Here is a 24,770-nt window from a genome sequence, read left to right on the forward strand (position 1 = left end):
GATTCCCCCTATCTCTGTGGTAACAGCTTCACATATTCGTCGGACAAATTCATTAGCTTCAATACATACTCATAATCGCTCTGATATTTCGAGAAGTCCGTTACCGGCTTGAGCGTATCCAGCGACACAGCTTCACCATCTGCAAATCCTTTTCCAGGGACATAGAGAATGTCATCATTAAAGAAGGAGCCGGAAGGCAAATAATATCTCATCCCTAACACATTACGATCAATGTTGAGCAGGTCATGACCAAAGGCTGTATAACCTTCTTGTTGTAGTGAAACACCCATTAAATTAGCTATCGTAGGAAGGATATCTAGTTGTCCTCCCGTACGCTCTACTACCTTTCCTTGCTCCATTCCCGGCACACGCACAATGAGTGGAATATTAAAGCGGCTGATCCGGGAATCATATGGAACACCAAGTGCACTTTCCACTTGCTCTGGCGGAACGTCCTGAGGCTGCAGGCCAAAGTGGTCGCCATACATGACCAGAACAGTGTTATCCCACAATCCATTTTCTTTCAAACCTTCTATTAAAGTACCTATGGCATAATCAGTATAGTTTATAGCAGTCAAATAATCACCAAGCATCGTATCCTTCAAATTATCAGGCACAGTGATTTTCTTAAAGGAATCTGGGATTTTGAAAGGATGATGACTGGATGCTGTCACCATCTGTGCGTAGAAGGGAGTTCCCTTCTTCTTCAGCTCTGTCAATTTCTCGACACCCGTAATATACAGTTGTTCATCGGAAGCACCAAACGCATTAAAATGATCATTCGTAAAATAATCTTTGTCATAATAACCATTAAACCCAAGCGCCGGATATAGCTCATTCCGATTCCAAAACCCTACTTTATTCACATGAAAGGTGTATGCCTCATACCCTTTATCTCTTAGCAGTCGTGGTAAGCTTGGCAATTCTCTGTCCCCGAATCCGGTAGACATGGCCAAAGTACCAATCGGATAAATAGACGTATTGCTCATGAATTCAGCGTCAGATGTATTCCCTGGACCAATCTGCTGGTAAACATGAGGAAAATAAAAGCCCTCATCCGCTAACTTATTCATGACTGGCGTCAATTCTTGACCATCCAGGGATTGATGTAGTGGGAAATTCTGAAAAGCTTCTAATTGTAGCACAATTACATTTTTACCCTTTTGTGAGCCAAAATAATCAGGAGTCGTACCCGCCGGCTTGTCACTATATGGATAGGAAGATTGCAGCGCGTCAACCTTCGCAATCGTATCCTTAATATCACCCGTTCCAATGAGATTGTTATCTTCATTAATCTTAATCGCAGCAACGACTTCATAATTTAGAAATCCGGCAGTTTCCGCCTGTACAAGCTCATTTGTAATCCCCCGTGCAGAGTGGACAGAATATGCCGATAAAGAAAAGCCTCCAATAATGGATACCAGAATCACCACCACATGCACGAATCCTGTCTTCCGGGAACTAAAGCGTTCACGCGGGTAGGTCTTTCCTTGTTTCCATCTGCGAATCAAACCATAGATAGCGAAGATGACAAAATCCACGAAGAATAAGTAATCAATACTCTTTATGGTAGATTCTACGCTTGCCTTCACTTGAAATACCTGATTGATTTCAGATAAGGCCAGGTAGGTTGGAACAGAACCAAAGTGATTAAAATATACAGCGGCTGCGAACAGCAACAGCGATAAAAAGCCGTTAAATATCCAATAGACGGTTGTTCTCACCCTAGATGGCGTAATCACCGTTAAAATCCCCATAATAAAAAGGACTGGCGCTACATCCGCTGCAATCCATTCCCAAGCAATTCTATCAAAGAACAACACTCTCAGAAGCAACAGCTTTAACCATAACAATATAACAACGATAAAAAAATGGGCGCGATCCGGCCCTTGCTTTTTCACTTATAATCCCCTCTTACATGTTCATTTGTTCGAAATATCAAATCTATTCTAGTAATTTGTAAAATATCAGGTTGTTCTAGTATAACAATACTTACTTTTTTTATCAAAATGGTAGAATTATCTTTTACTCAAAAAAAGAGATGCCCCGCTGCTCTTTCGGCATTGGAACATCCCTGTTAACTATGAGTTGATCAATCTTCAGACGATTGAAGTATACTTAAGCAATCTTTTAATAGAACGGTTCGCTTCATTTAACACAACTTCCTTATCTACAGTCTTCAGCAGACCTCTTTCCATCACAATCTCCCCGTCGATAATCGTAGTTTCCACATCTGCCCGGGTAGCTGAATATACAATTCTAGAGATGGGATCTACGTCATAGGAGGGGAAGGTATGGAAATTGAAGAGATTCAGGAGCACTAGGTCTGCTTTTTTACCCACCTCGATACTACCGATCTTATCTTCCATCCCTACCGCTTTTGCCCCACCTATAGTTGCCATACGAAATACACTGCGGGCATCCATCGTCGTAGGTCCATGTTGAGGCTTCTGAATAATTGCCGCGAGCCGCATTTCATTAAACATATCCAGATTGTTATTGCACGGTGCACCGTCAGCACCCAGACTTAGTGACACATGATCATGGAGCATCCCCGGTGTATCAGCAATTCCAGACGCTAGTTTCAGATTTGAGCCAGGGCAATGACTTACATGAACTCCACGATCCCGCAATATGCGCCGCTCCTCAACATCCAGCCATACACAATGCGCCAGTATTAAGCGCTCATTAGCTAATTCTAGATGGTCCAGATAGACGATGTTACGCATCCCGGTCATCGCCTGTACAATCTCAATCTCCCCTAAATTCTCAGAAGCATGGGTGTGCACCTTCACATCATACCTTACGGAGAGATCTCGTACCTCGGTTAACAAGGGTTCGGTGCAGGATATTACAAAACGCGGAGAGAACGCATATTGAATCCTTCCATTGCCATAGCCATTCCATTTTTCAAGCAAATCCACACTTTCCTGTAAAGAAGAAGCGGTATCCTCCTGCAGTGCTTCAGGCACATCTCCTCCTTTTTGATCCATCATCACCTTACCGGACAAAGCACGTATTCCACTTTTAGCAATGGCCTGAAAAGCATAGTCCGTATGGTGAACAGTCTCCATATCAACAATCGTAGTGGTTCCGCTGGAAATCAGTTCTCCAATACCGAGCATCGCCGAATAATAAAGGGATTCCTCATCATGCGCTGCCTCTAACGGCCAAATCCGTTTACGCAGCCAGTCCATAAGCTCCAGATCATCTCCCTTCCCACGGAATAACGTCTGGCATAAATGAATATGCGTCTGAACAAAACCGGGAATTAACGTACGGTTCGTGGCATCGATGACCTTTTCGTCTCCCTGCGGGATCAGACCAATGCCGATTTCTACGATGATATCATCCTTAATTCGAACATCCCCGACAATAATTTCCTCCTGTTTGTTCATTGTAATGATCTCAGCATCTTTGATCAGAATGCTCCCCATTGTCCTTATCCCCCTCATTGTTCATTCGTTTGCCGTTTCACGGTGTAACACAAAAAGGCCACAAAAATATGCCGTAGCATATTTTCGTAGCCAGAAATTTACGGTTTCCGGTAGAGACCCTTAAACCAATTATTAAGGATATACGAAAAGAGAAGCTATTCTATTCCAAATTCGAATAAATCAATCATAAGACAAAGACAGGTTTAATGTCAACAAAAGTTATTTAAACTAACACAAATTTCTTGATTAGATCTATTCACAATTAAAAACAATGATTTTCTCTATTCGTATGTAAAAAAACCTAACTTAAATTATGATTTTCCACACTACTTATCAATGTTTCTTAAGTTCCGCTTTTATACTCGTCCTATCACCCGAACCGATAGCTTCGCTTTTAATAAAGTAATAGCGAGGAGGAGATCAAATGCCAACAATTTCTCAAACCCCAAATGAGTTGCAAGCATTCATCGCCGCTGCTGAAAAAGTATGGTTCGAGGTCTACGATTCTGCCGATTCTCGTAGAGTGATCCGCGTTGATGGCGCCGATTATTATCGTCTGCCGGTTAGATTCAGTACCAGAGCTAAGGTTATTTCGTATTTTCGAAAGTACTGGGGCATTACAATGAGCAACACCATGTTCTGTAATTTAAAAACCGTTTCTAGAAACAACAGGCTTTATGTAATATCGGGAGATACAGGAACCATTGCTTTTATCCCAAGAAGACTCACCGTTACGGGTCGCACATCAACAAGAATACGCCTTACAGCAGTTCTGTCCATTGATGATATGAGCGATGAAGATATCGTTAACGTTCGTTACCTGATCGGCGTATCCGGTAAAAGGCTTCTTATCCTTAACCGGGATCAAAAAAATACCGATACTCGATACCAGACATGCCGTTAAAGGAATAAAGAAAAAAGGTCCAGAGGGTTAACCCTCTGAACCTTTTTTATGTTAAAGATTCCTAACTACGTTCCGGTTTCAGCACCTTCTCGAATACTGGAAAGTTCGCCGTGCGGTTCGGAAAACCCACTTCACCTCTATGGTCATAACCAAGGCGAGGATAGATTTCCAATGCTCTAGTATTCTTCGCATAAGTATCCAGCCGAATACTTGTGTAACCATTACGCGCTGCGTAATCCTCCGCGAAAGCAATTAGTCTGGTCGCAATCCCTTTTCCCTGAATATGTGGATGAACTGCTAAACGATGCATAATCAGATGCGGCCCTTGATTTTGCTTCCACTCGATCTTCTTATATTCCTCAGAAGCATTCTCATCCAGTACAAGAATACCCGCGATAGCTTGATCTTCTTCACATACATATAAGGTACCCTGTGCGATATCCAGTTCGATAATCTCTTTATTCGGATAGCTCTCATCCCACTGGTCGCTTCCAGCGGCCTGCATAACTTGTACACATTTTGAGATCAATTCCATGATCTCTTCGATCTCATCCTGTCTAGCTTTTCTGATCCCATTTCCTTCTTGCATCCTGCTATCCCCTCTTTCTTATCGACATCTGAAAACCTCTGAATAGATTCTCGTTTTAGAAGTCTATCATATTCGAAGACAAATTCCGATAGTAGGATGATTCCAGAGAGGATGCAGTCCCTCTAAGCTGAGGGACACGAAAGATCAGAATAACGCGTCATAGATTAGATCTCCGGGTCCCTTCCTCTTAACTTACCTGCCGCTGCTCAATTAAACTCCAGCTTATGCCCGTCCTCGAAACCCTTGGCGAAACCGGCGTCGAACCCCACGTTGTATGCTTCGGTGTAGCCCTGCTGAAAGGCGTCTGCCGGTGGCGTTTCCGGCGAAACGCCAAGGTCCGGGGGGAGCGGAATGACCTGTGGGGCAGGTGGAGCCTCGATAACCGGCACTACATGAACTGGTGCTTGTATAACCCTTACCTTTCGAACAAGCTTACGGCGGAGCCTTCTTTTCTTACGTACCAAAAGACCTTTCTTCGTCTTTCCATAACGAACGATTTTCCGAGCAAGTCCTCTGCGGGGTTTACGGGCTAGACCTCTACGCACTTTCGTTTTCCGCGAGAGCAACAGTGTGCGTCTGCGGGTTCTGCCTGAACGTAATGTTCTAAGGCTCTTTTTCTTCATGCTTCTATTCCTCCTGTGCTCCATGATCTCTGGAGGTTCCTACGGCGTATGCCTTGCTCAGCCATGGCGCAGCAGGAATTCCCCGTTTCGGTTGATGTAGTGAAATCCCGGACATCATCCGGCACATCGCGCTCTGATACCCACTTAAGATTCTAATATTGTCGCTCAATTTGCGGGCCGTCAGCTCAGATTGCCCCGTCAATTCGGCGATGCTCTCCAAGATGGCCGCCAAAGCAGCCTGACTGCGCGAAATGGAGCGGATCATCTCCAGCTTGACGGCATGTTCAGAGAGACGGCCCCCGCTCATTTGCTGTCTTCTCCAAAACTGAACCCATCACCTGACATGTCTCCAAAACCTTCCCCGCCACCATCATCTTCACCACTGCCCAGCACTGCTTTTAAATTGCTGTAGAGTCCATTCTCCAGTTTAGTCAGTCCTTCGACCATTTCCACGATAACTTCGTGAATGGAGAGGGATTCCTTCAGCTGCTCTTCATGAGATTCGAAAGCTCTAGCGTGGATATGATGTTGTGCCCACTGTTTTACCTTTTCAGCTTCAACCGCCTTAGCTTCCAGAATCATTGCAATGTTCCACTGGATAGTGGCGGTCGACTCCAGCATTTGCAGATAAGCCTTTTCTCTGCTCATCATCCGCCTCCTGCTCCTATAGCGTTACTCTTCTTCTTGGCCGTTCAATTCCTTAATTACTCTGCCTACCCCTTCAGCCATCGCTTCTTCCAGATCTGCAAGTGCATTCAAGTAAGCAATAATATTCTTGTTTACTTGAGTTGAGCTTTCGATCATCCCGCTGATACCGTCAAAACCGGGATCTGCATCTGGCAGATCGTGGACAATTTGCGACATACGGACAGCCACGTGGCGCTCGGCATCTAGTATCCGCGCCATCTGTTCGTGCGTATGGGCCATGTGCTGCAGGACTTTTGTTATTTTATTCTGCACCTTCATGTCTCCTTTGCTCAAACGCCCTGCTACAGCATATGCGGCAGAAGCCGGGACGGTGCCGAGGATATAAAGGCAAGTTACGTCTCTAATCAAGCCGATTGGCGGACTCAGGATACTTTAGAAAATTGCAACAGGCCGTGTAAATGGAAAATAAAAGGCCAACAGCCCGGTCCATTGGAACGGCTGTTGGCCTTTTGGATTAATAATATTTATTGATGATTCTGTAAAAGAGAACCGCCGTTTCGGCGCGGGTTGCAGCTCCCGTTGGATGGAGCAATTTCCCGTCACCAAGGACAATGCCCTCCCTGACCAGTACGGCTGCTGCCTTCACGGCATAATCAGCCACTTTGGAAGCATCCGCAAATTTGCCAAGGTCGGAGATAGAACCGGCCTCTGCTAATTTTCCTGACTTCTGCAATGCTCTTACGATGAATACCATCATATCCTGCCGGGAAATCTCTGCTCCCGGATTGAACCTGTTGCCGCCGACTCCGCTGGCAATGCCCAATTGTTTGGCGATTCCCAGCGCTTCATAATAGTATGCGTCCTGATCGGCATCCGCGAAGCTCACTTCAAAACCAGCCTTTAAATCAAACGCTCTGACCAGAAGCAATATAAAATCCGCTCTTTTCATCTTGGCGCCCGGTTCAAAGAAAGTACTCGACGTTCCCTGAACGATTCCTTTAGCCGCCAGAGCTTCAATAGCCTCTTTGGCCCACAAATGGCTGCCGATATCACTGAAAACAGGTTTCTTGGGCTGCAGTTCCGGTGTTGGTGCCGGTGTTGTCGACGGACCTTCACTTGGCTTCGGAGCTGCCGGCGTTAGCGTTGGAGTCGGGTTACCACCTCCGCCGTTGCCCGAGCTACCGTCCCCGCTGGCCTTTAATGTAGATACGATTCTCACATTGCTTATCTTGGACGTATTTCCTGCTGCATCAACAGCTATAATATAGTATTTGTACTGGGTATCCGCAGATAAACCGCTATCTCTGTATTCTGTTGCCTCCAGGGTCTTGATTTCAACGTCATTGCGGTAAATCCTGTATCCCGTTACTCCCAAATTATCCGTGGAAGGTGTCCATTTTAGATCAATGGCAGAGCTGGATACCGCTTCCGCTCTCTCTATTGTTGGTTCCATGGGAGCCTCAGTATCAACGATGGTTGGTGTCCACCAGTTGCCGGATGCCACAATCATGCTGAGCAGACGCAGATTATTGCCAAAATATAAATCGTCTTCGGTGGAAACAGCCGCATTATAATCCCATAATTTATTCAGCCACTCCTGATTGGATGAATCGATCATGGCGCTGACCATCATCGGTGCGGAGAAGGATGTGTCTGCATAATCATTGATTGCTTCCGTGCCGTCCAGCTTATATCCCGCAAGTATCTTGGCCGGATCATTATCCGCCTTGGCCCGAATCCAGCGGTTCAGCGTGCTGAGCTGCTCTTTAGCCCGGTTATCACCTGTCAGGAGATAATCCGTACTGATCCGCCAGGGAATACGGGAAGAGTTGTAGTTGTAATCCCCGTCATTTTCCGATTCCAGGAAGTATCCATCCGGGGTATCCCATATTTTCTGGCTTACCGGTTTGTATTGCCCATCCGTATCATCCTTGAATACAAAATCCGGCAACAAACCGGCTTTGGGACTGTAATTTTCATACAGACTATTAATGATGTTGTAAGTCTTATCGGTAACACGATCCCAATTGAGGTCTCCGGATACATTTTTAAAATCTTTCAGATGCTGCAGCATAAAATCGGAAGGACGTGTAGCATTGCCGAACATGGAATCATTGTCACTGACCCAATCCGCCAATTTCAATGTCCACTCGGAATGGTTGACATCGCTTTTCATAATAGCGTTGATTACCTTTTTGGCCTGGGACAAGTAGTTAATTTCCCCGCTGCTGCCCCATTGGCTGTCGGCAAGCAGAAGAGCGTAAGCAATATCCATATCGCCGTCGGTTGCCGAATCCACACCATTGATATCAATAATTTCGGTGCCGGTATCCGCTTGCTGCCATGCCATTAAATCGGGATTGATTTCACTTGGATGTGCTCTGAAATAGCGATACATCCCGTCAAAATACTTCTTAGCCTCCGGATCATGACCCGCGAGCAAAGCGGTAATCAGCATTCCGTAGCCATGCGCTTCTGAAACTGTAATCTCGTTATTCTCAAACCAATCTCCGTCGCTATACCACACGTAATACTGGTCTGACTGATATGGATTTTGTTTCAGATATTTTGTTTTCCACTCGTTATATAATCTGCCCACCGTAGCGTCCAGTTGGGCCTGAGTCAAGTGATTCGGCTTAATGGAGCCGGCCACATAAGACGTATGCTGCGGAAATGCCTTATGGACACCCTCTCCAGTGGATGAAGGTTTGGTCTTTACTTGAACGGTATTGCTCGCCAGCGATTCCTTCTCTTGTGCATTATAGGCCTTCACAGTATAACTATAGGCCGTATCCGGAGTTAACCCGGTATCGCCGTAGGATATTTCCTTCGTCGTGCCGACCTTGCTGCCGTTGCGGTATACGTTGTAGCCCGCTGCCTGAATATTGCCGGCCGATGCCGTCCATTTCAAGTTGATTTGGTAAGGAGAAACCGCAGTTCCTTTTAAATCTGAAGGTGCTGAAGGCGGCTCCGACTCGCTTGGACCTTCGATTGTGCTGACTTCGACCGGATCTGAATTGATTCTTGTGCCGACCGCTTTGACAATAAATTCATATTTTTTCGCAGGATTGATATCATCTACCGTGTAGGTGTATTCCGTTTGACCTTCCGCTGCTGGCACATATATACTCCAGTGTGTCTTCAACTTGTCATTCTTCTCATAAATCCGGAATCCTCTTACAGGTTCTGTACTTGCGGAAGGTGCACTCCAGGTCAGAACCGCCTTGCTGCCGTTCAATTTCACCTTCACCGCTTCAACCGGGTCCGGCTTGGTGTCCGTTCGCTTGATCCCATACTTGTCATATGCTTTTAGGCCGTCGCCAACGGTGTCCGGCTGATTCTCATCCGCTACGGCTGCGGTATATGCTGTAAAGGAAAGCACCCGGTCTGTGATGGAAACATCCGTAAACATCTTCTTCTCCGGCTGTTCGTCGATGGCTGCAAAGTAATCATCATAAGGAACCGGATTCCCGTTTTCGTCCTGAATCTCGCGGGGTTCTCCATTCTCATCCAGTTCATATTGATTGTTCTTATAATAGAATTTATTTCCGAATGCATTAGACATGAGATAGACCGTGCCTTTGGGGTTGAGCGCATTGCCCTCTCCATCAAATGTCAGCTTCTCCTTGGGAATAACTTCATCATTGTACATTTGGAAGGATCTCATATACATATGATCATGGGCCTCGAACACCATATCGATGCCCATCTCGTCAAAGGCAGGAATCAGATATTTCTTGTAAAACTGGACGCGATCGTCTTCCCATTGTGCAGAATTGTCGCCTGCTGCATAAGGGCTTTTGTGAAAAGTAACAAACTTCCACTTCTTGTCGCTGCGGGCGACCGTACTCTTCATCCAGGCCACTTGGTCCCAGAATTGGTCATCTGCCCATTCCACTTCTTTCCCATTCTCTGCAAGTGCCCCCGAATACTGCGAATTGAAGACAAGATAGAGTGCATCACCGTATTCAAAAGAATACACAGAGCCTTCATGAGTATCCGCAACAACCTGTTTCGGCAAGTTGAAATGGTTGTAGAAGTTGTTATTCGGCGTCGTCTCGTCTCCGTCATAATCCATGACCTCATGACCGCCAAGTACAGGCACATATGGCACTTGCAGCAATTGATTCTGGGCTGCTCCGAGCATCCATTGCCACTGCTCCTCCAAATCACCGTTATCCACCAGATCTCCGGCGCTGATCAGGAATTTAGGGTCGCCTATATAATCAACTGCTTTCCGGAAGGTATCACCCCAAGGCTCAAAGTCAGACTTGCTGGAAGCCTGTGAATCGGAACCGGCGATAAAACGGAAAGGCTGGTGGCCGGCAGCATCGGTAGTGAACGAGCCGATAGAGCTCCAATCACCTGATTTGCCGTTACCTGCCCGAAATTTGTAAGCTGTTCCCGGTTGAAGCTGATCTGCAATGACTTTATGACTAATAAATTTCGTTTTATGGTTCGTACTTCTGTCGCTTTTACTCATAAAGGTCTCAATTTCTTCGGCCTCTCCCTGATAAGTCAAAGCCCCGTTCTCCGGGAAAATGTTCCCCATAACCTTTGAGGCTTCTATAACCTGTACCACGGTATCCGTCATTGCATCCGTGTACCAGGCCAAAGCAATGCTCGTCTTTGGATCTCCGTTAAATGTCATATTGATGGATTTTGGAGCAAGAGGCGAATCCTGAACGCCAAAACTCCAGGAAACTTCCCGAACTAGCGGCACAAGATCTGCCCCCTTGATAAGCTCCTTGGGTATAGTTACTGTGTAAGACTTCCCATAAGTCAACGGAGGATGGTTTATCCGCAAAGTATCTCTGTTTAAGACTTCAAGTGTAACCCGATCAACCGGTTGATCGTTCTCATCGGCAAATCGGACAGCATAACCCGGATCAAGGGCAATGGCCTTGTTGAATTTGATTTCAACGGGAGCTTCGGGAGACACATTTCCAGAACCGTCTGAAGGCTGCTGGACAAGATCTACGGTAGGAATGACAGGTTCTTTCCCCGGGATCGGCTCGCCGGACACCTTGATATTTCGGATTCTACTGGAACCTGAACCCCCTATGCCCTCATCATTCCCCCTGGTGTTGGTATCGGAGCTGACGATCCAGCGAATATATAATATTTCCCGATCATTGCTGTTCGGAAGGGGAGTATTCACCAATCTGCAGGTATCTCCCGGGCAATCAAAACTGGAGACGGCCATTTTAAGATTCGTATTCGGCACATCCTCCCACGTTTGTCGGTCTACACTCGTCTGCACTTTAAAATCACGCGGACCTGACCCGGATGAATTTTGCTCAGAGGATAAGGTGATCTTCTCAAACCCGGTTGTAGACACGGTAGCAAGCCAATACTTTTTCCCGTTTCCATTGTCCCAGCCCTGATAGCTGATCGCTTTCTTGCTTACATCCACATCCTCGAACACACCGCCTACATTGCGAAAAGTAGAAGCTGTCTCATAGATGCCGTATGTAGCCGAGATTACCCCCACATTTTCAGCGGCCTCATCAAACACCCATTCGGCAATCGTCTTTACACCGGTTATTGAATCTGAACCGACAGCATCTGGTGCAGGTGCAGCATTTGCAATCTGGAATGGCAGCAGTATAAGCACGAGCAACAAAGAAATGGATTGGTGTAGCCTTCTTTTCAAATGACCCTTCTTTTGCACTCTCGTTCCCTCTTTTCGCAGATAATAGTTTAAGCGCTTTAACTTTCACTTGCAGCGGACCCTGATTTTCTTTTCCCCTCCTTAAATACGATTTATATGTAAATATAGCGCATTCATTTCTATTCAATCTCTGCATATTTTGTTATTGTTAATGATTTTCTACTTTTACCGCTATTTAATTTCTATCCTGTTCAACAGGTCAATGAACGTGATACGATTGATTCAGGTATGGATCATGTTTCTGCGAGGATCATTCCCGCCGGATTGGAGATGACACCCCTGGAAATCAACTTCTATAAGTCTGATCCCTTTCACATTAGCCGAGAGAAAAAAAATGTCTCAAGTATGCCTTCAAATCATTATCACGATGCTTATGAAATTCTCTACTTAGTGTCTGGAGAGCTGTACTATTTTATAGAAGACCGAACCTTTCAAATCGTCAGCGGGGTTTTATTGTTCATTAACGCTAATGACCTGCACAGACTGATTAATGTAAATGGTACGATGTACGAAAGAGTTACTTTATTGTTTAAAAGGGAGTTCCTTCGCGACTTTTTTGCGGACAGCCCTCTTCCATGCGACCTCTTCTCCTGCTTTCACTCCAGATCAAATGCGATCAAGTTAAGCGGCAACGACCAGATCTTTGTCGAGAATCTTTTTAGCAAATTGATTCATGAAGACACCAAGAGACCTCCAAATTTCGACTACTATCGGAAAATCCTGTTGATGGAGCTGCTGATCTTCATCCAACGAAAAAAGCTTCCGGATCAAAACGAGCATTTTGTAGAAACGAACCGGACCCATAAGAAAATTTCCCAAATCATCCATTTCATCAACGGTAACTTCGCTGAGCCTCTGTCTCTGGAATACATATCGGACAGGTTCTCCATAAGCACCTCCCATTTAAGCCGAACGTTCAAGGACACAACCGGTTTTACTTTCAGCGAATATGTAAATAACACCCGCCTGAAAGAAGCCCGCTCTCTGCTGCAGGACTCCAAATTAACCGTTTCGGAAATCGCTGAGCGTGCAGGATTTGGTAACCTGACCCATTTCGGAAGAGTATTTAAAACCATGACCGGAACCTCACCGCTCAAATACCGCAAACAGAACCGGGTTGATGAAGATAATATCTCTACGCAAGCTTGAGATCAGGTCCTTCGTCCGGACTGCTGCGCCAATCAAGAAAAAACGGGAGCCGTCCATAAGGACGACCCCCGTTTCTCGTAGAAATATAAGCAAAGTATGGTGAAAGATATACTTTCTTATAGTTTATAAAGAAGGAGTGCCCGACCCAAGGCCGGCCACTCCACGTTACCGCTGCCACTTATGGCAGTGCATCCTTCAGCTTCTCTCCCGCCTCCCGCAGAGACTGGAACGTCCCCGCATCGCTCCACCAATCCTTGAGAACATCATAGCTGAGCCTGCGGTTAGCAGCATATATATTATTTACATCGGTAATCTCCAGCTCCCCCCTCTTGGAAGGGGATACTTGGCGGATGATGTCAAACACAGCTTCATCGTACATATAAATACCTGTTACGCAAAATTTGGTCTTGGGATGCTCGGGTTTCTCTTCGATATAAGCAATCCATGCAGAATCTTGACTATCGAACACGGGAACACCGTATCTACGTGCGTCGTCCACCGGCTTCAGCAATACCTTTGCTGTACCTTCAGGCTGCCGAAGATAGCTCTCCACGTAAGGCGTCAGATCATCCATAAACAGATTATCACCAAGCAATACGACAAACCGTTCCCCAGGGAAAATGAATCCTTCTGCTAAATCGAGAGCCTCTGCAATGCCTCCAGCAGCTTCCTGAATCTTATAAGTCAGAGATACACCAAATGCTGCACCGCTGCCTAAAAAATCCGTATACAGACCAGCAGACTGCTTGCTGATGACCAGAAGAATGTCGGTAATTCCTCCCCGGCGAAGCCGATCTATGCCGTAACAGACCATAGGATATTTGCCGACCGGAAGCAAATGTTTGTTCATAAGCCGGGTCAGCGGTTGAAGTCTGGATCCTGTTCCGCCCGCCAGTATGACTCCTTTCACTTACTTTCCTCCTCTTTATCTAAGTCCTTTGCCTTCGGATCTGCACTTTATATGAAACTCGTTGGATCCACATTCCATTTGTTCATAAAGAGCTTACGATTTCGTTCCACCAGCTCCTGTAGCCCGGTGTGGTATACCTGCTTGAAGCTCGCACTTCCTTCATGGTGTACAAGGCAATCCCCTGCGATGAGCAATCGGTATCCCTTTAGCCTGGCGCGATAACAATAGTCATCATCCTCGTAATGTCCAGGTGAGTATCTCTCATCCAACAGACCTACGGAAGTAAGTAGCTCTCTTTTGAATAAAAAACATAATCCTACCAAACGTTTAGTCTCCAACCATTTTTGAGGATTGGAACGGTTAGTTATCTCTGCAGCCTTATGAAAATCTAACAGACTTTCATAATCAGTCTTCACCTGTTGACGTCCACTCGCATAGTTTGTCACTGGCCCAACAATACCAACTTCAGGAGCACTATATAGCGATCTCTTCAGATTAGTTAACCATCTATGGGAAACCACCACATCATTATTCAGCAGTAACAATTCATCCCCTGATGCTAGCAGTAGACCCAAATTGCAGGCGGATGGAAAGCCTCGATTCTCAGGCAACGAAATAAACGTTATACGATTCGCGCGGCAATAGGCATCCGTTCCATCTGATGAAGCATTATCTACAACGATGATCTCGTAAGGCAGTGGAGTATAGGCACGTATCGATTCCACACAGGACCGCAGCAGTGGCAACGCGTTGTAGGTCGGAATAATAATACTAGTCATCGTCATATCCGGTTCCTCCAAGCGGCTACTTGTCTGCGGTATTCACGCTGCGTTTCGCTATTAAGTAGGCCCCCATCATCTCGACGGGAAAGCACCTCAAGGAGAGCCTCTGCGTGATCCCCTATGATCAGTTTCTCCACAGCATTTCCAGCGCCTATGTTCGCTTGACGCAGCCGATTATGCTTAATCACATTCACCGTTCCAACTTTCTCCACCCTTAGCTTCTCTAATACAGAACGAGCTTGGGCTTTAGGAGGAACTATTAATTCACGGTAGCCTATAGTCTCAAGTGCTCTCCGGGAAAGCGCGTGAGGGACAGCCGTCATAGAGCTAACTCCGAGATCGTACCGTCCAAGAGCATAATTCAGAAACAGCTTGCTGCGAGTAACATCATCGCATAATCCAAAAGAAGGCATCAGTGGATCCAAATCATTAAGAGCCACGTCAATTCCACCATCTACAGCAGCTGTGAATAATCCGAGCTGAGATGCAGGGATAACCATATCTCCGTCCAGGAAGAGCAGAATATCTCCTCGACTCAGTTTCGCACCAATAGCCCGCCCTACATCATGTCCAACTGACTCCGGACAATGCACAACTATTGCTTGACGATGTTGTCTGGAAATGGGAAAGCTGCTATCGCTGCAACCGTTAAGCACGACGATAATTTCAGTAGGTCCCAGCCGCGATACCTGTTGCAGCAGACGTCCCAAGGTCTGCTCCTCGTTACGCGCGGAGATAATAACTGACAAGGTCCCACGTAAGCTCGGTAAATTCAACACCTCGCGACCTACCTTGGATTGCCGAGACAGAATCGGTGGCCGAGCGGTAGGGATGCCTCTTTTTACCGAACGATTCGCTACCCTTTGGCGGGGTGCCAGTGTTGTTTTGGCCTGACTAGATGCTGAACGTTTCTTTACCGTACGAGTTGCTGTTCCTCGTCGAACGGCAGAGCTACCAGACACTTGTAACAGAGCAACCATCATCTCACCATCTCTCTGCGCCGGGTTCCGTCGGTGAACCCCGCCCTGTTTCCCCGGTGTTCAAGCAAGAGGGTGACAGCCTCCATATGATCTGCTGTAATCAACTGTTGCAAAGGATCTGTGCCATCTTCCTTACGTCTGACTGCATTCAGTTTCCCTACATGCACTTTGTGAGCAGCTACCACACGTAAACCACTCAGAACTGCCTGAGCATGTGCCAGAGGGGGACGAGATAATGATTGACTCCCTAAGATTTCAAGCGCTCTTCGGCTGATTGCGTGCGGAACCGCCGTCATCGAACATCCTTTTAGATCTGGACGGCCAAGTAAAATATTAAGTGCATGTTTGGACAGCACCACCGGATGGGGCGAAAGTCTCCTTACCGGTCCGGAATAATCATTAAGCGCTATGTCTGCGCCACCACTAATGGCGGTGACGAAAGGACGTAGCCCCGAGGCAGGAATCACTAAATCTCCATCGGTAAACAAGAGAACCTCTCCCTTAGCTACCTCTGCTCCGACACTGCGACCAGCGTCGTGTCCCAGCGGCAACTCATAGGAAATAACATGCGCACCAAGCGAAAGGGCAATTTCTGCCGTTTGATCGGCTGATCCGTTGACGATTACAATAACCTCGCAGCGCGGATGGACCCTTCTAGCTCCGGATATCACTCCCGCAATGGTCTTCGCTTCGTTCATGGCAGGAATAATAACAGAAACATAGGGATTTGGATGGTTAACGATAGGGATTGCGGCGACTTGCCGCACTGGGCGTGAAGTCCGCCGTTTGATCCGAGAGACCCGCCGTCCCGTGCGGCGGGCAGAAGTACGTTTGGGCTTCATGCTCATCCACCTTCCTTACAGAGCCTATTCGTCAGGCTGAGGGTTACATCACAGTTTATGTACTACGCCGAACAGGGTAACGGCCTTTGTCTCCTGTCATGTGGAAAACAGGACAAATGTACTCACCCTCTTAATTGCTAGGAGGACAACACAACAAAAAGCGCAGCCATCGGCTGCGCTTAGCATTTTGTACATCATCATTGCGAATTAATCAAACACACGATCATCCACTGCCGGTCTGGCTAATGGAGCGCCGATAGCAATCCAAGAGATGACCCCATAGAAATGCGGAGTTTCGCGCAGTCGCACCACTTGTATCACTGCATCTCCATTGGCTCTGCTCTTTAAGGAAGCATAGAAGTAAGGTTGATTCGTCATGGCGACGAGCACATAACCGGTATGACCAAAGTTCTCATCGAACGATACGGTCACTTCCACACTCTCAGCATCCCCATTGAACATGAATGCTGTCATTCCAAACTGCTGAAGCGCTTCTCGCTTACCTGCAGTCTGAATCGGACTGAAGGATAGATGCTCAGCATTTACAGAACTCGGTGCCAAATGGAACCCATTTACTGCGCCGGGGGCAATATGATAATCTTGAACGCTCTCTTCCTCTAGATGACGCGCTTGAATAGAAAATGAAGAGATCTTCGAAGCAACCACCGCTTCGTCCTGAAGCTCTTTCGTGCCTACACTACCCTCAATCAGATGAACGGAATCAATACTGTCTGCCTTCAGCTTGGCTCCATCGATGCTTGCATCCGGAAGCAGCGCTGAGGTGCGAGTTTCATCTGCGAGATGCTCCAATTTGATGATACCAGGCTGCAAGTGCCGATCCTCTACGATTTTGTCAGCCAGATGCTCTCCGTACACACTCCACGACTGCAAATGTAAAGCATTCACTGAGCCTTCGGCTAACTTTTCTTCAGTAATACTGCCTTGCGGCAATAGATCGGAACTGCGGACCTCTTCTGACAAATGCTTCAAGGTGATGCTGTCTGATCGAATGTGATGACCATCCACCGCTTCCTCTACCAAATGCCCACCAAAGACGCTACCTGGGGCCAAATGGAATGATTGGATAGTTCCGCCTTCAATCTTTCCACCTGTTATGCTGCCATCCGGCAACAGATCGGAGCTGTGCACCTCTTCTGACAGATGCTTCAAGGTGATACACCCAGATCGCAGATGACGGCTATCTATCGTATCCCCCGCTAAATGCCCCCCATACACGCTGCCTGGGGCCAGATGGAAAGCATGAATGGATCCACCCTCCAGCTTCTTACCAGGAATGCTACCATCTGGCAGCAGATCAGAACTACGAACCTCTTCTGACAGATGAGCCAGAGTAATCTCTCCGTGCCGGATATGACGGCCTTTTACTGTACTTGGACTCAGGTGACTTCCATTTACACTTCCAGGCACAAGATGATTTGAATCTACGGATGCTTTTGCCAACTTCTCTCCGGTAAGGCTGCCGTCCGGCAGCAGATCAGAACTACGAACCTCTTCTGACAGATGAGCTAGGGTAATTTCACCGTATGCGATATGACGTCCTTCTACTGTACCCGGGCTCAGATGACTACCATCCACACTTTCTGGTACAAGATGAACTGAATCTACGGATTCTTCTGCCAGCTTCTCACCCGTAATGCTACCATCTGGCAGGAAATCGGAGCTGCGTGTTTCTGGTGCTAGATGAGCCAGGGTAATCTCACCGTACCCGATATGACGTCGTTCTACTGCACCTGAGCTCAAATGACTGCCCTCTACACTTCCTGGTGCCAGATGGTTTGAATCTACGGATTCTTCTGCCAGCTTCTCACCGGTAATGCTGCCGTCCGGCAGTAATTCTGAGCTGCGTGTTTCTGGTGCTAGATGAGCCAGGGTAATCTCACCGTACCCGATATGACGTCGTTCTACTGCACCTGAGCTCAAATGACTGCCCTCTACACTTCCTGGTGCCAGATGGTTTGAATCTACGGATTCTTCTGCCAGCTTCTCACCGGTAATGCTGCCGTCCGGCAGTAATTCTGAGCTGCGTGTCTCTGGTGCTAGATGAGCCATTGTAATTTCACCATACCCGATATGATGGCCTTCTACTGCACCCGAACTCAGATGACTACTCCCTACACTTCCAGGTTCAAGATGAATAGAACTAACGGATTCTTCTGCTAGCTTCTCACCCGTAATGCTACCATCTGGCAGGAAATCGGAGCTGCGTGTTTCTGGTGCTAGATGAGCCAGGGTAATCTCACCGTACCCGATATGACGTCGTTCTACTGCACCTGAGCTCAAATGACTGCCATCTACACTTCCTGGTGCCAGATGGTTTGAATCTACGGATTCTTCTGCCAGCTTCTCACCAGTGATGCTGCCGTCCGGCAGTAATTCTGAGCTGCGTGTCTCTGGTGCTAGATGAGCCATTGTAATCTCACCATACCCGATATGATGGCCTTCTACTGCACCCGAACTCAGATGACTACTCCCTACACTTCCAGGTTCAAGATGAATAGAACTAACGGATTCTTCTGCCAGCTTCTCACCGGTAATGCTGCCGTCCGGCAGTAATTCTGAGCTGCGTGTCTCTGGTGCTAGATGAGCCATTGTAATCTCACCATACCCGATATGATGGCCTTCTACTGCACCCGAACTCAGATGACTACTCCCTACACTTCCAGGTTCAAGATGAATAGAACTAACGGATTCTTCTGCCAGCTTCTCACTGGTGATACTACCGTCGGGTAACAATTCAGAGCTGCGCGTTTCTTTTGCCAAATGAGCTAACGTAATCTCGCCATTTCGAATATGACGACCTTCCACTGCGTATGGACTCAAATGACTGCCATCTACACTTCCTGGTACTAGATGATTTGAATCTACGGATTCTACTGCCAGCTTCTCACTGGTGATACTACCGTCGGGTAACAATTCAGAGCTGCGCGTTTCTTTTGCCAAATGAGCTAATGTGATTTCACCATTTCGGATATGACGGCCTTCCACTGCGTCCGGACTCAGATGACTACCATCCACACTTCCTGGTATTAGATGATTTGAATTTACAGATTCTCTCGCCAGCTTTTCTCTGGTAATACTGCCGTCTGGAAGCAAGTCTGCGCTACGTGCATCTTTGGCTAGATGAGCTAAGGTGATTTCACCGTACCCGATATGGCGGCCTTCTACTGTATCCGGGCTCAGATGGCTGCCATTCACACTTCCAGGTATAAGATGATTTGAGTTCACAGATTCTTCCGCCAGCTTTTCTCTGGTAATACTGCCATCTGGGAGCAAGTCTGCGCTACGTGCATCTTTGGCTAGATGAGCTAAGGTGATTTCACTGTGCCCAATATGACGTCCCTTCACTGTATCCGAGCTCAGATGACTGCCATCTACGCTTCCGGCCATGAGATGAATAGAACCTACGGATTCCTCAGCGAGCTTCTCGCCGGTAATACTACCGTTAGGCAGTAGCTCAGAGCTAAACGTTTCTTCTGCCAAATGAGCCAGTGTGATTTCACCATGCTGAATGTGACGACCTTCTACTGCACCCAGCCTCAGATGACTTCCGTCTACACTTGCAGGTACTAGATGAATAGAATCTACGGATTCTTCTGCGAGCTTCTCTCCGGTAACACTGCCTTCTGGCAGCAAGTCGGAACTACGTGCATCTTCGGCTAGATGAGCCAGCTTGATCTCACCATGCCCGATATGACGTCCTTCAATCGTATCCATACATAGATGGCTGCCGTCTACACTGCCCGGTGAAAGATGCTGGGAATCCACAGCCCCTTTGGCCAGCTTAGACCCGCTAATGCTGCCCTCCTGTATTTGAATCGAAGAGATGGAATTAGGAATGATATGACCATTTCCGATGGACAACGGCCGGATATGCGCCCCGCCGATACTTCCCGGATTCATATGTCTGCTCTGAACCGCACTATCGCTAATGGATTTTGAATGAACTGCATTCACAGATAAATGCTCTGCCTGAACTGCCGACACTGCTAATTTACTGGAATCTACGCTTCCATCAGCAAGCTTAGCCGAAGTGACCGACAAATCACTAATTTTATCCGTCGATACACTTTCGGGGGACAGCTTTAACGATGTCACCGCATGATCAGCCAGATGATGTGGCTGCACTGCTCCAGCGGCCAAATGAATCTCTCTTACCGCAGCAGAAGCCAGCTTATCTCCCGAAACCGAGCCGGACTGAATCGCAGCGGTAGTCACACTATTTTCACCGAGATGTCTCCGTTCCACAGCTCCAGTGGCAAGATGATCTTTATCCACTACAGCATCCTGCAAGGCACGACCGCTCACGCTGGCATCTGCTAGATGTTTCTCCTCCACAGCACAAAAAGCAATATGCTCCCCACTCACCACTTCCCGAGCAATCGTGCTTCCAATCACCGATCCTGCTGCTAGTTTAGCTGAACTTACCACTCCGTCCGCTAACTTGGCGGATGTAACACTCTGTGGACGCAGATGCTCTGCACCCACAGACTCTGAAGCCAGCTTTTCTCCAGTAACAGCACCAGAGGATAGATGATCCGTATGCACAGCTTCATCCATAAGCTGCTCCGAGCCTACCGCTTCCGAAGCTAAATGGGAGTGGTTCACAGCCTCACGTTCCAGATGATTAGAGGAAACAGCTTGCATAGCGATTTGCGGTCCGCGTATGGCGGATTTGGCAATATGTCTGGTGGTTACAGCTTCATCTGCTAGCTTATGTGCGAGTATGCTTTGATCAGCGATTTTCGATGAGGTGACCGCTTGTTCAACTAGCTGTGCAGTACCTACCGCACCCTCTGTTAGCTTTAAAAAGGAGATACTTCGGTCAGCTAGGTGGCGACTCGTTATTTCCCCGTCGCTGATATGGGAACCGTGTACGCTTTCTGCACTTAGGTGGATGCTTCTCACTACTTCTGCACCTAGCTGCTTGGAACCAATAGCACCATCCGCTACATGTGCACCTTCGATCACACCCGGCTGGAGCTGTCCCTTGCCAATCAGCTTGCTGGCAAGCTGCTCTGGACCGATCGCTCCCGGAGCCAAATGTCTGGCGGTGATCAGAGCATCGCTAAGATGGCGCCCCTCAATAACAGCATCAGCCAGCTTGGAGCTGCTTATTTCTCCATCGGCTATAATATCGCCAGATACCGCTGCCTCAGCCAGCTTGGAACGGTCAATACTCCCGTTTGCCACGTGGCGGCCTGTGATACTGCTACTTCCTATTTTTTCACCAGTAACCGCGCCATCTTCCAGTAGATCCGCCGTAATAATCAGATCGCTCAAATGACGGCTCTCAATTGATTTATCCGCAATTTGACCGCCGCCTATAATCCGATCAGCCAGCTTCTCTGGACTAATACTACCGTTCTTCAGCTTCTCTCCACTGATGGAATGATCCAGCAGCTTTCCACCACTAACGCTTCCTTCTGCTAAATGCTCACCCACTATAGATTCAGGCGCGATTTTCGAAGAAGTAACTGCCTTGTCCGCGATATTGATACTCTGCACAGCGTAATCTTGCAGCCATGGTGTACCAATAATGCCGAACTTCAGCTTAGAACCGTCAATGGTGCGTGGAGCAATTTTGGCTCCAGTAACCGCTGCATCTGATAGATCATCTGTATAAACAGGCTGAAACCGTTCTTTCTCGGGAGCGAACCAAATCGTTTCAGGAAGATTATCCGCCTGTTTCTGAAGCTGCTCTTCCACTATAGGCTCTGGCTCTGGTTGCAGAACTGGTACGGAAATTGATTCCTCTTGAACGACTTCAGCTACTCCTCCTCCACTTACCTGAACTTCCGCAATCTCTGAATTGCTGACTCCGTCACTGATACTCCCTGAATCCTTAGAGCTGCTTTTGGTATCCAGCATACTCAGTTCCTCTGTATTGGGATTATCTACAAAATAGAGTCGTTTTTGTGGACTGCGCGGCTGCTTTTTTTTGGAACCCCTCACAAGCAGTCTCCTCCTTCCATCTATTGTTTCTCCTAGGCATCATATGCAGCGGTATGGGCTGATGACACCTTTTTGCGATAAGCCCTTTATAAGATTCTGATGAAATTTTTAATTTCTTATATTAAAAAAAAGGCTTCTGCCGCCGCGCATTCGTCCACCCTGACATGCGGGTACAAACATACAATGACTAGAGTAGTAAAACGGGAATCACGTGACCGAAGAAACAGGAGGAACAAACATGGGGCATAAGCTCGTTGGAATACTACTAAATGCCGATATGCACCGGGGCGTTCCCCGGCTAAAAACAGGACAGGAGTCTCTATCCAATTATGAAGAGGCGGCCGCTGCATACGGCTTAGTCCCCTGCTTTCTGAAGCTCGCGGACATCAATACAGACTCAGGCTTCAGCGCCGCCTATATAAAGGGATCTCATGGATATAAAAGCGTAGTAGTTCCTACGCCAACTGTCATCCATAACCGGGCCATATACAGCCAGAATAGCCCAGGAATGCAACGTCTGCTGCGGCACCATCCTTTGGTGTACAATACTTGCAATCGATACGGCAAGGATGAGATCCATGAACTGCTTGAGCAGCATGAAGAGCTGCGTGAGGTTTTGCCAGCAACAACTGGCGTATCTGGACTCAAACAAATGATGAATCGTTACCCCGATCTTATTCTTAAACCTTGCCGTGGAAGCATTGGGAATGGGGTCATGCGACTGGTTCGTAAAGGGCCTCAGCGCTGGAGCTTAAATTATCTCTCCCCCTCCATGCGGCGCTGGATAAGCACTCCCGTATATCAGGGGGCGCTGCCAAAAATGCTCCGGGCACGCCTTGCCTCTGTCCCTTATCTCGTGCAGGAGCGTATTCCCCTTGCTGAGATTGGAGGACGTCCCTTTGATTTACGCGTCACCGTTCAACGCGGCTGGGGAGGCGATTGGCAGGTTACCGGTCTCTTTGCTAAACTAGCACCCCCTGGGGGGTTTGTCTCTAATATAGCCCGTGGAGGAGAAGCGTTAAGCTCTTCCTTTGCGCTGGAAAAATCCTTCTCTAGAGGAATATCGGCCCATATCCGTATGGCTGTCGAAACACTTAGCCTTGTTATAGCTCGTTGTCTCGAACAAGACCTTCCAGGGCTGGCCGATATCGGACTGGATATAGGCATTACAAAGGATGGTCGCATCTTTTTCATAGAATGCAATGGCCGCGACCAACGCTATGGATTTCACAAAGCCGGCCTTACGGAGATTTGGAAGGAGAGTTACCGAAGACCTATGGGATACGCACGTTTTTTACTAGAAAAGAACAGCCTCATATATAACAGTTATTGATTTGTCTCCTATTCTATGTCAATATAATGCAGAGCAGAAGGCGGCCACATACGACCGTACTGCTGTATTATGGAAGGGAGATGGGCATGGTAAAACAATTGCTGCGGCTAATGACCGAGCTATCCTCGCACCGATGGCTTTCACGGTTAATGGGGTCTTTTTCTCATAGTAGACTCAGCCGTTTTCTAATCCCGGTATTTATTAAGACTTATCAAATCCCCTCCGCCCAAGCGGAGAAGAATCCTGGAGAATATCTCACTCTTAATGAGTTTTTCAGCCGCCGGCTGAAGCCTGGCATGCGGCCTATTGCAACCGATGCTGACGCTTTAGTTAGTCCCGTAGATGCAATGATTACTGCTATGGGTGACATTTCCTCTGGTACGATTATGAATGTAAAAGGGCAGGATTATAAGATCGAGGATCTACTAAATCATTCTCCGCATCTGGAGCTATACAAGAGAGGTTTTTTCTTCGTCCTTTATCTAAGTCCTACGGATTATCACCGGATTCACTCTCCCCTTACTGGACATAAGGTTGAGAGTGATCATATTCGTGGACGAGCCTATCCTGTCAACGATTTCGGCATGCGACATATGAAGGGCGTACTGAATCGCAATGAACGTCTTATCACGTATATCGCCGGAGACTACGGAGAAACCGCAGTAGTAAAGGTAGGCGCGATGAACGTCAGCAGCATCGGGTATACGGATGCTAACGCTACCGAGTGGCAAATCGGCGATGATCTAGCCTATTTCGAGTTCGGCTCCACTGTAGTACTGCTTATGGAGAGCGGTACTTTTACCCCGAGACCCAAGCTTGAGGTCAACACGAAGGTAAAGATGGGGGAAATGCTGGGGACGCTACATCGGCCGCTTTAGTAAAGCTACGATATAACAAAATAAGGGTATCCCTAACCGATTAAAAAT

Annotated in this window: 17 protein-coding genes and 1 riboswitch; of the genes, 4 read left to right on the forward strand and 13 right to left on the reverse strand. The window is 47.4% G+C overall.

From position 1 onward, the window contains the following. Window positions 1–8 precede the first annotated feature (8 nt). Window positions 9–1,901 carry an LTA synthase family protein gene (locus MKX41_RS19410; RefSeq protein ID WP_042191491.1) on the reverse strand — a complete coding sequence of 631 codons (1,893 nt, stop codon included), beginning with the start codon at window positions 1,899–1,901 and terminating at the stop codon, window positions 9–11. A gap of 198 nt (window positions 1,902–2,099) precedes the next feature. Beyond that, the gene (locus MKX41_RS19415) at window positions 2,100–3,437 is read right to left on the reverse strand and encodes a 5'-deoxyadenosine deaminase (RefSeq protein ID WP_340972709.1); all 1,338 of its coding nucleotides are present in this window, start codon (window positions 3,435–3,437) and stop codon (window positions 2,100–2,102) included. Window positions 3,438–3,504: 67 nt separating this feature from the next. Continuing rightward, window positions 3,505–3,603, reverse strand: a riboswitch (purine riboswitch). A gap of 258 nt (window positions 3,604–3,861) precedes the next feature. Between MKX41_RS19415 and MKX41_RS19420 the strand changes: the two genes are divergently transcribed. Further along, window positions 3,862–4,341 (forward strand): DL-endopeptidase inhibitor IseA family protein, encoded by a 480-nt coding sequence (locus MKX41_RS19420; RefSeq protein WP_340972711.1) that lies wholly within the window; start codon window positions 3,862–3,864, stop codon window positions 4,339–4,341. Window positions 4,342–4,402: 61 nt separating this feature from the next. On the opposite strand, the gene MKX41_RS19425 is transcribed toward MKX41_RS19420, so the two are convergent. The 6 genes from MKX41_RS19425 to MKX41_RS19450 form a co-directional block, all read right to left on the reverse strand. Then, window positions 4,403–4,930: a GNAT family N-acetyltransferase gene (locus MKX41_RS19425; RefSeq protein ID WP_339243395.1), complete on the reverse strand. Its 528-nt coding sequence runs from the start codon at window positions 4,928–4,930 to the stop codon at window positions 4,403–4,405. A gap of 206 nt (window positions 4,931–5,136) precedes the next feature. Continuing rightward, window positions 5,137–5,553 (reverse strand): hypothetical protein, encoded by a 417-nt coding sequence (locus MKX41_RS19430; protein WP_339243397.1) that lies wholly within the window; start codon window positions 5,551–5,553, stop codon window positions 5,137–5,139. A 4-nt stretch (window positions 5,554–5,557) separates the two neighbouring features. Further along, entirely contained in the window at window positions 5,558–5,860 is a 303-nt protein-coding gene (locus tag MKX41_RS19435) for a hypothetical protein (protein ID WP_339243398.1), read from the reverse strand. Beyond that, window positions 5,857–6,201, reverse strand: coding sequence for a hypothetical protein (locus MKX41_RS19440; RefSeq protein WP_042191502.1), 345 nt, complete (start codon window positions 6,199–6,201; stop codon window positions 5,857–5,859). Before MKX41_RS19440 ends, MKX41_RS19435 begins: the two co-directional genes overlap by 4 nt. Window positions 6,202–6,225: 24 nt before the next feature. Further along, entirely contained in the window at window positions 6,226–6,513 is a 288-nt protein-coding gene (locus tag MKX41_RS19445) for a hypothetical protein (protein WP_042191504.1), read from the reverse strand. Window positions 6,514–6,715: 202 nt separating this feature from the next. Continuing rightward, a complete protein-coding gene (locus tag MKX41_RS19450; protein ID WP_340972714.1) occupies window positions 6,716–11,875 on the reverse strand; it encodes a glycosyl hydrolase family 8 in 5,160 nt (1,719 codons plus the stop codon). A gap of 270 nt (window positions 11,876–12,145) precedes the next feature. On the opposite strand from MKX41_RS19450, the gene MKX41_RS19455 reads away from it, so the two are divergent. Beyond that, window positions 12,146–13,024, forward strand: coding sequence for an AraC family transcriptional regulator (locus tag MKX41_RS19455; protein ID WP_042194468.1), 879 nt, complete (start codon window positions 12,146–12,148; stop codon window positions 13,022–13,024). A 178-nt stretch (window positions 13,025–13,202) separates the two neighbouring features. Here MKX41_RS19455 and MKX41_RS19460 read toward each other — a convergent pair whose 3' ends face one another. The 5 genes from MKX41_RS19460 to MKX41_RS19480 form a co-directional block, all read right to left on the reverse strand. After that, window positions 13,203–13,934 (reverse strand): sugar phosphate nucleotidyltransferase, encoded by a 732-nt coding sequence (locus tag MKX41_RS19460; RefSeq protein ID WP_042191506.1) that lies wholly within the window; start codon window positions 13,932–13,934, stop codon window positions 13,203–13,205. A 47-nt stretch (window positions 13,935–13,981) separates the two neighbouring features. Further along, window positions 13,982–14,719 carry a glycosyltransferase family 2 protein gene (locus MKX41_RS19465; protein ID WP_042191509.1) on the reverse strand — a complete coding sequence of 246 codons (738 nt, stop codon included), beginning with the start codon at window positions 14,717–14,719 and terminating at the stop codon, window positions 13,982–13,984. Further along, window positions 14,716–15,699 (reverse strand): glycosyltransferase family 2 protein, encoded by a 984-nt coding sequence (locus tag MKX41_RS19470; protein WP_143764120.1) that lies wholly within the window; start codon window positions 15,697–15,699, stop codon window positions 14,716–14,718. Before MKX41_RS19470 ends, MKX41_RS19465 begins: the two co-directional genes overlap by 4 nt. Further along, a complete protein-coding gene (locus tag MKX41_RS19475; RefSeq protein ID WP_340972716.1) occupies window positions 15,696–16,538 on the reverse strand; it encodes a glycosyltransferase family 2 protein in 843 nt (280 codons plus the stop codon). The genes MKX41_RS19470 and MKX41_RS19475 overlap by 4 nt, the downstream gene beginning before the upstream one ends. A 207-nt stretch (window positions 16,539–16,745) precedes the next feature. Next, window positions 16,746–22,511, reverse strand: coding sequence for a WIAG-tail domain (locus tag MKX41_RS19480; RefSeq protein WP_340972717.1), 5,766 nt, complete (start codon window positions 22,509–22,511; stop codon window positions 16,746–16,748). 238 nt (window positions 22,512–22,749) lie between these two features. On the opposite strand from MKX41_RS19480, the gene MKX41_RS19485 reads away from it, so the two are divergent. Next, a complete protein-coding gene (locus MKX41_RS19485) occupies window positions 22,750–23,844 on the forward strand; it encodes a YheC/YheD family endospore coat-associated protein (protein ID WP_340972718.1) in 1,095 nt (364 codons plus the stop codon). Window positions 23,845–23,930: 86 nt separating this feature from the next. Next, complete coding sequence (gene asd / locus MKX41_RS19490; protein ID WP_340972719.1) at window positions 23,931–24,722, forward strand: archaetidylserine decarboxylase; 792 nt, start codon at window positions 23,931–23,933, stop codon at window positions 24,720–24,722. Window positions 24,723–24,770: the final 48 nt, after the last annotated feature.

This window comes from Paenibacillus sp. FSL R5-0475, from assembly GCF_038004585.1.
Taxonomy (GTDB): domain Bacteria; phylum Bacillota; class Bacilli; order Paenibacillales; family Paenibacillaceae; genus Paenibacillus_AQ.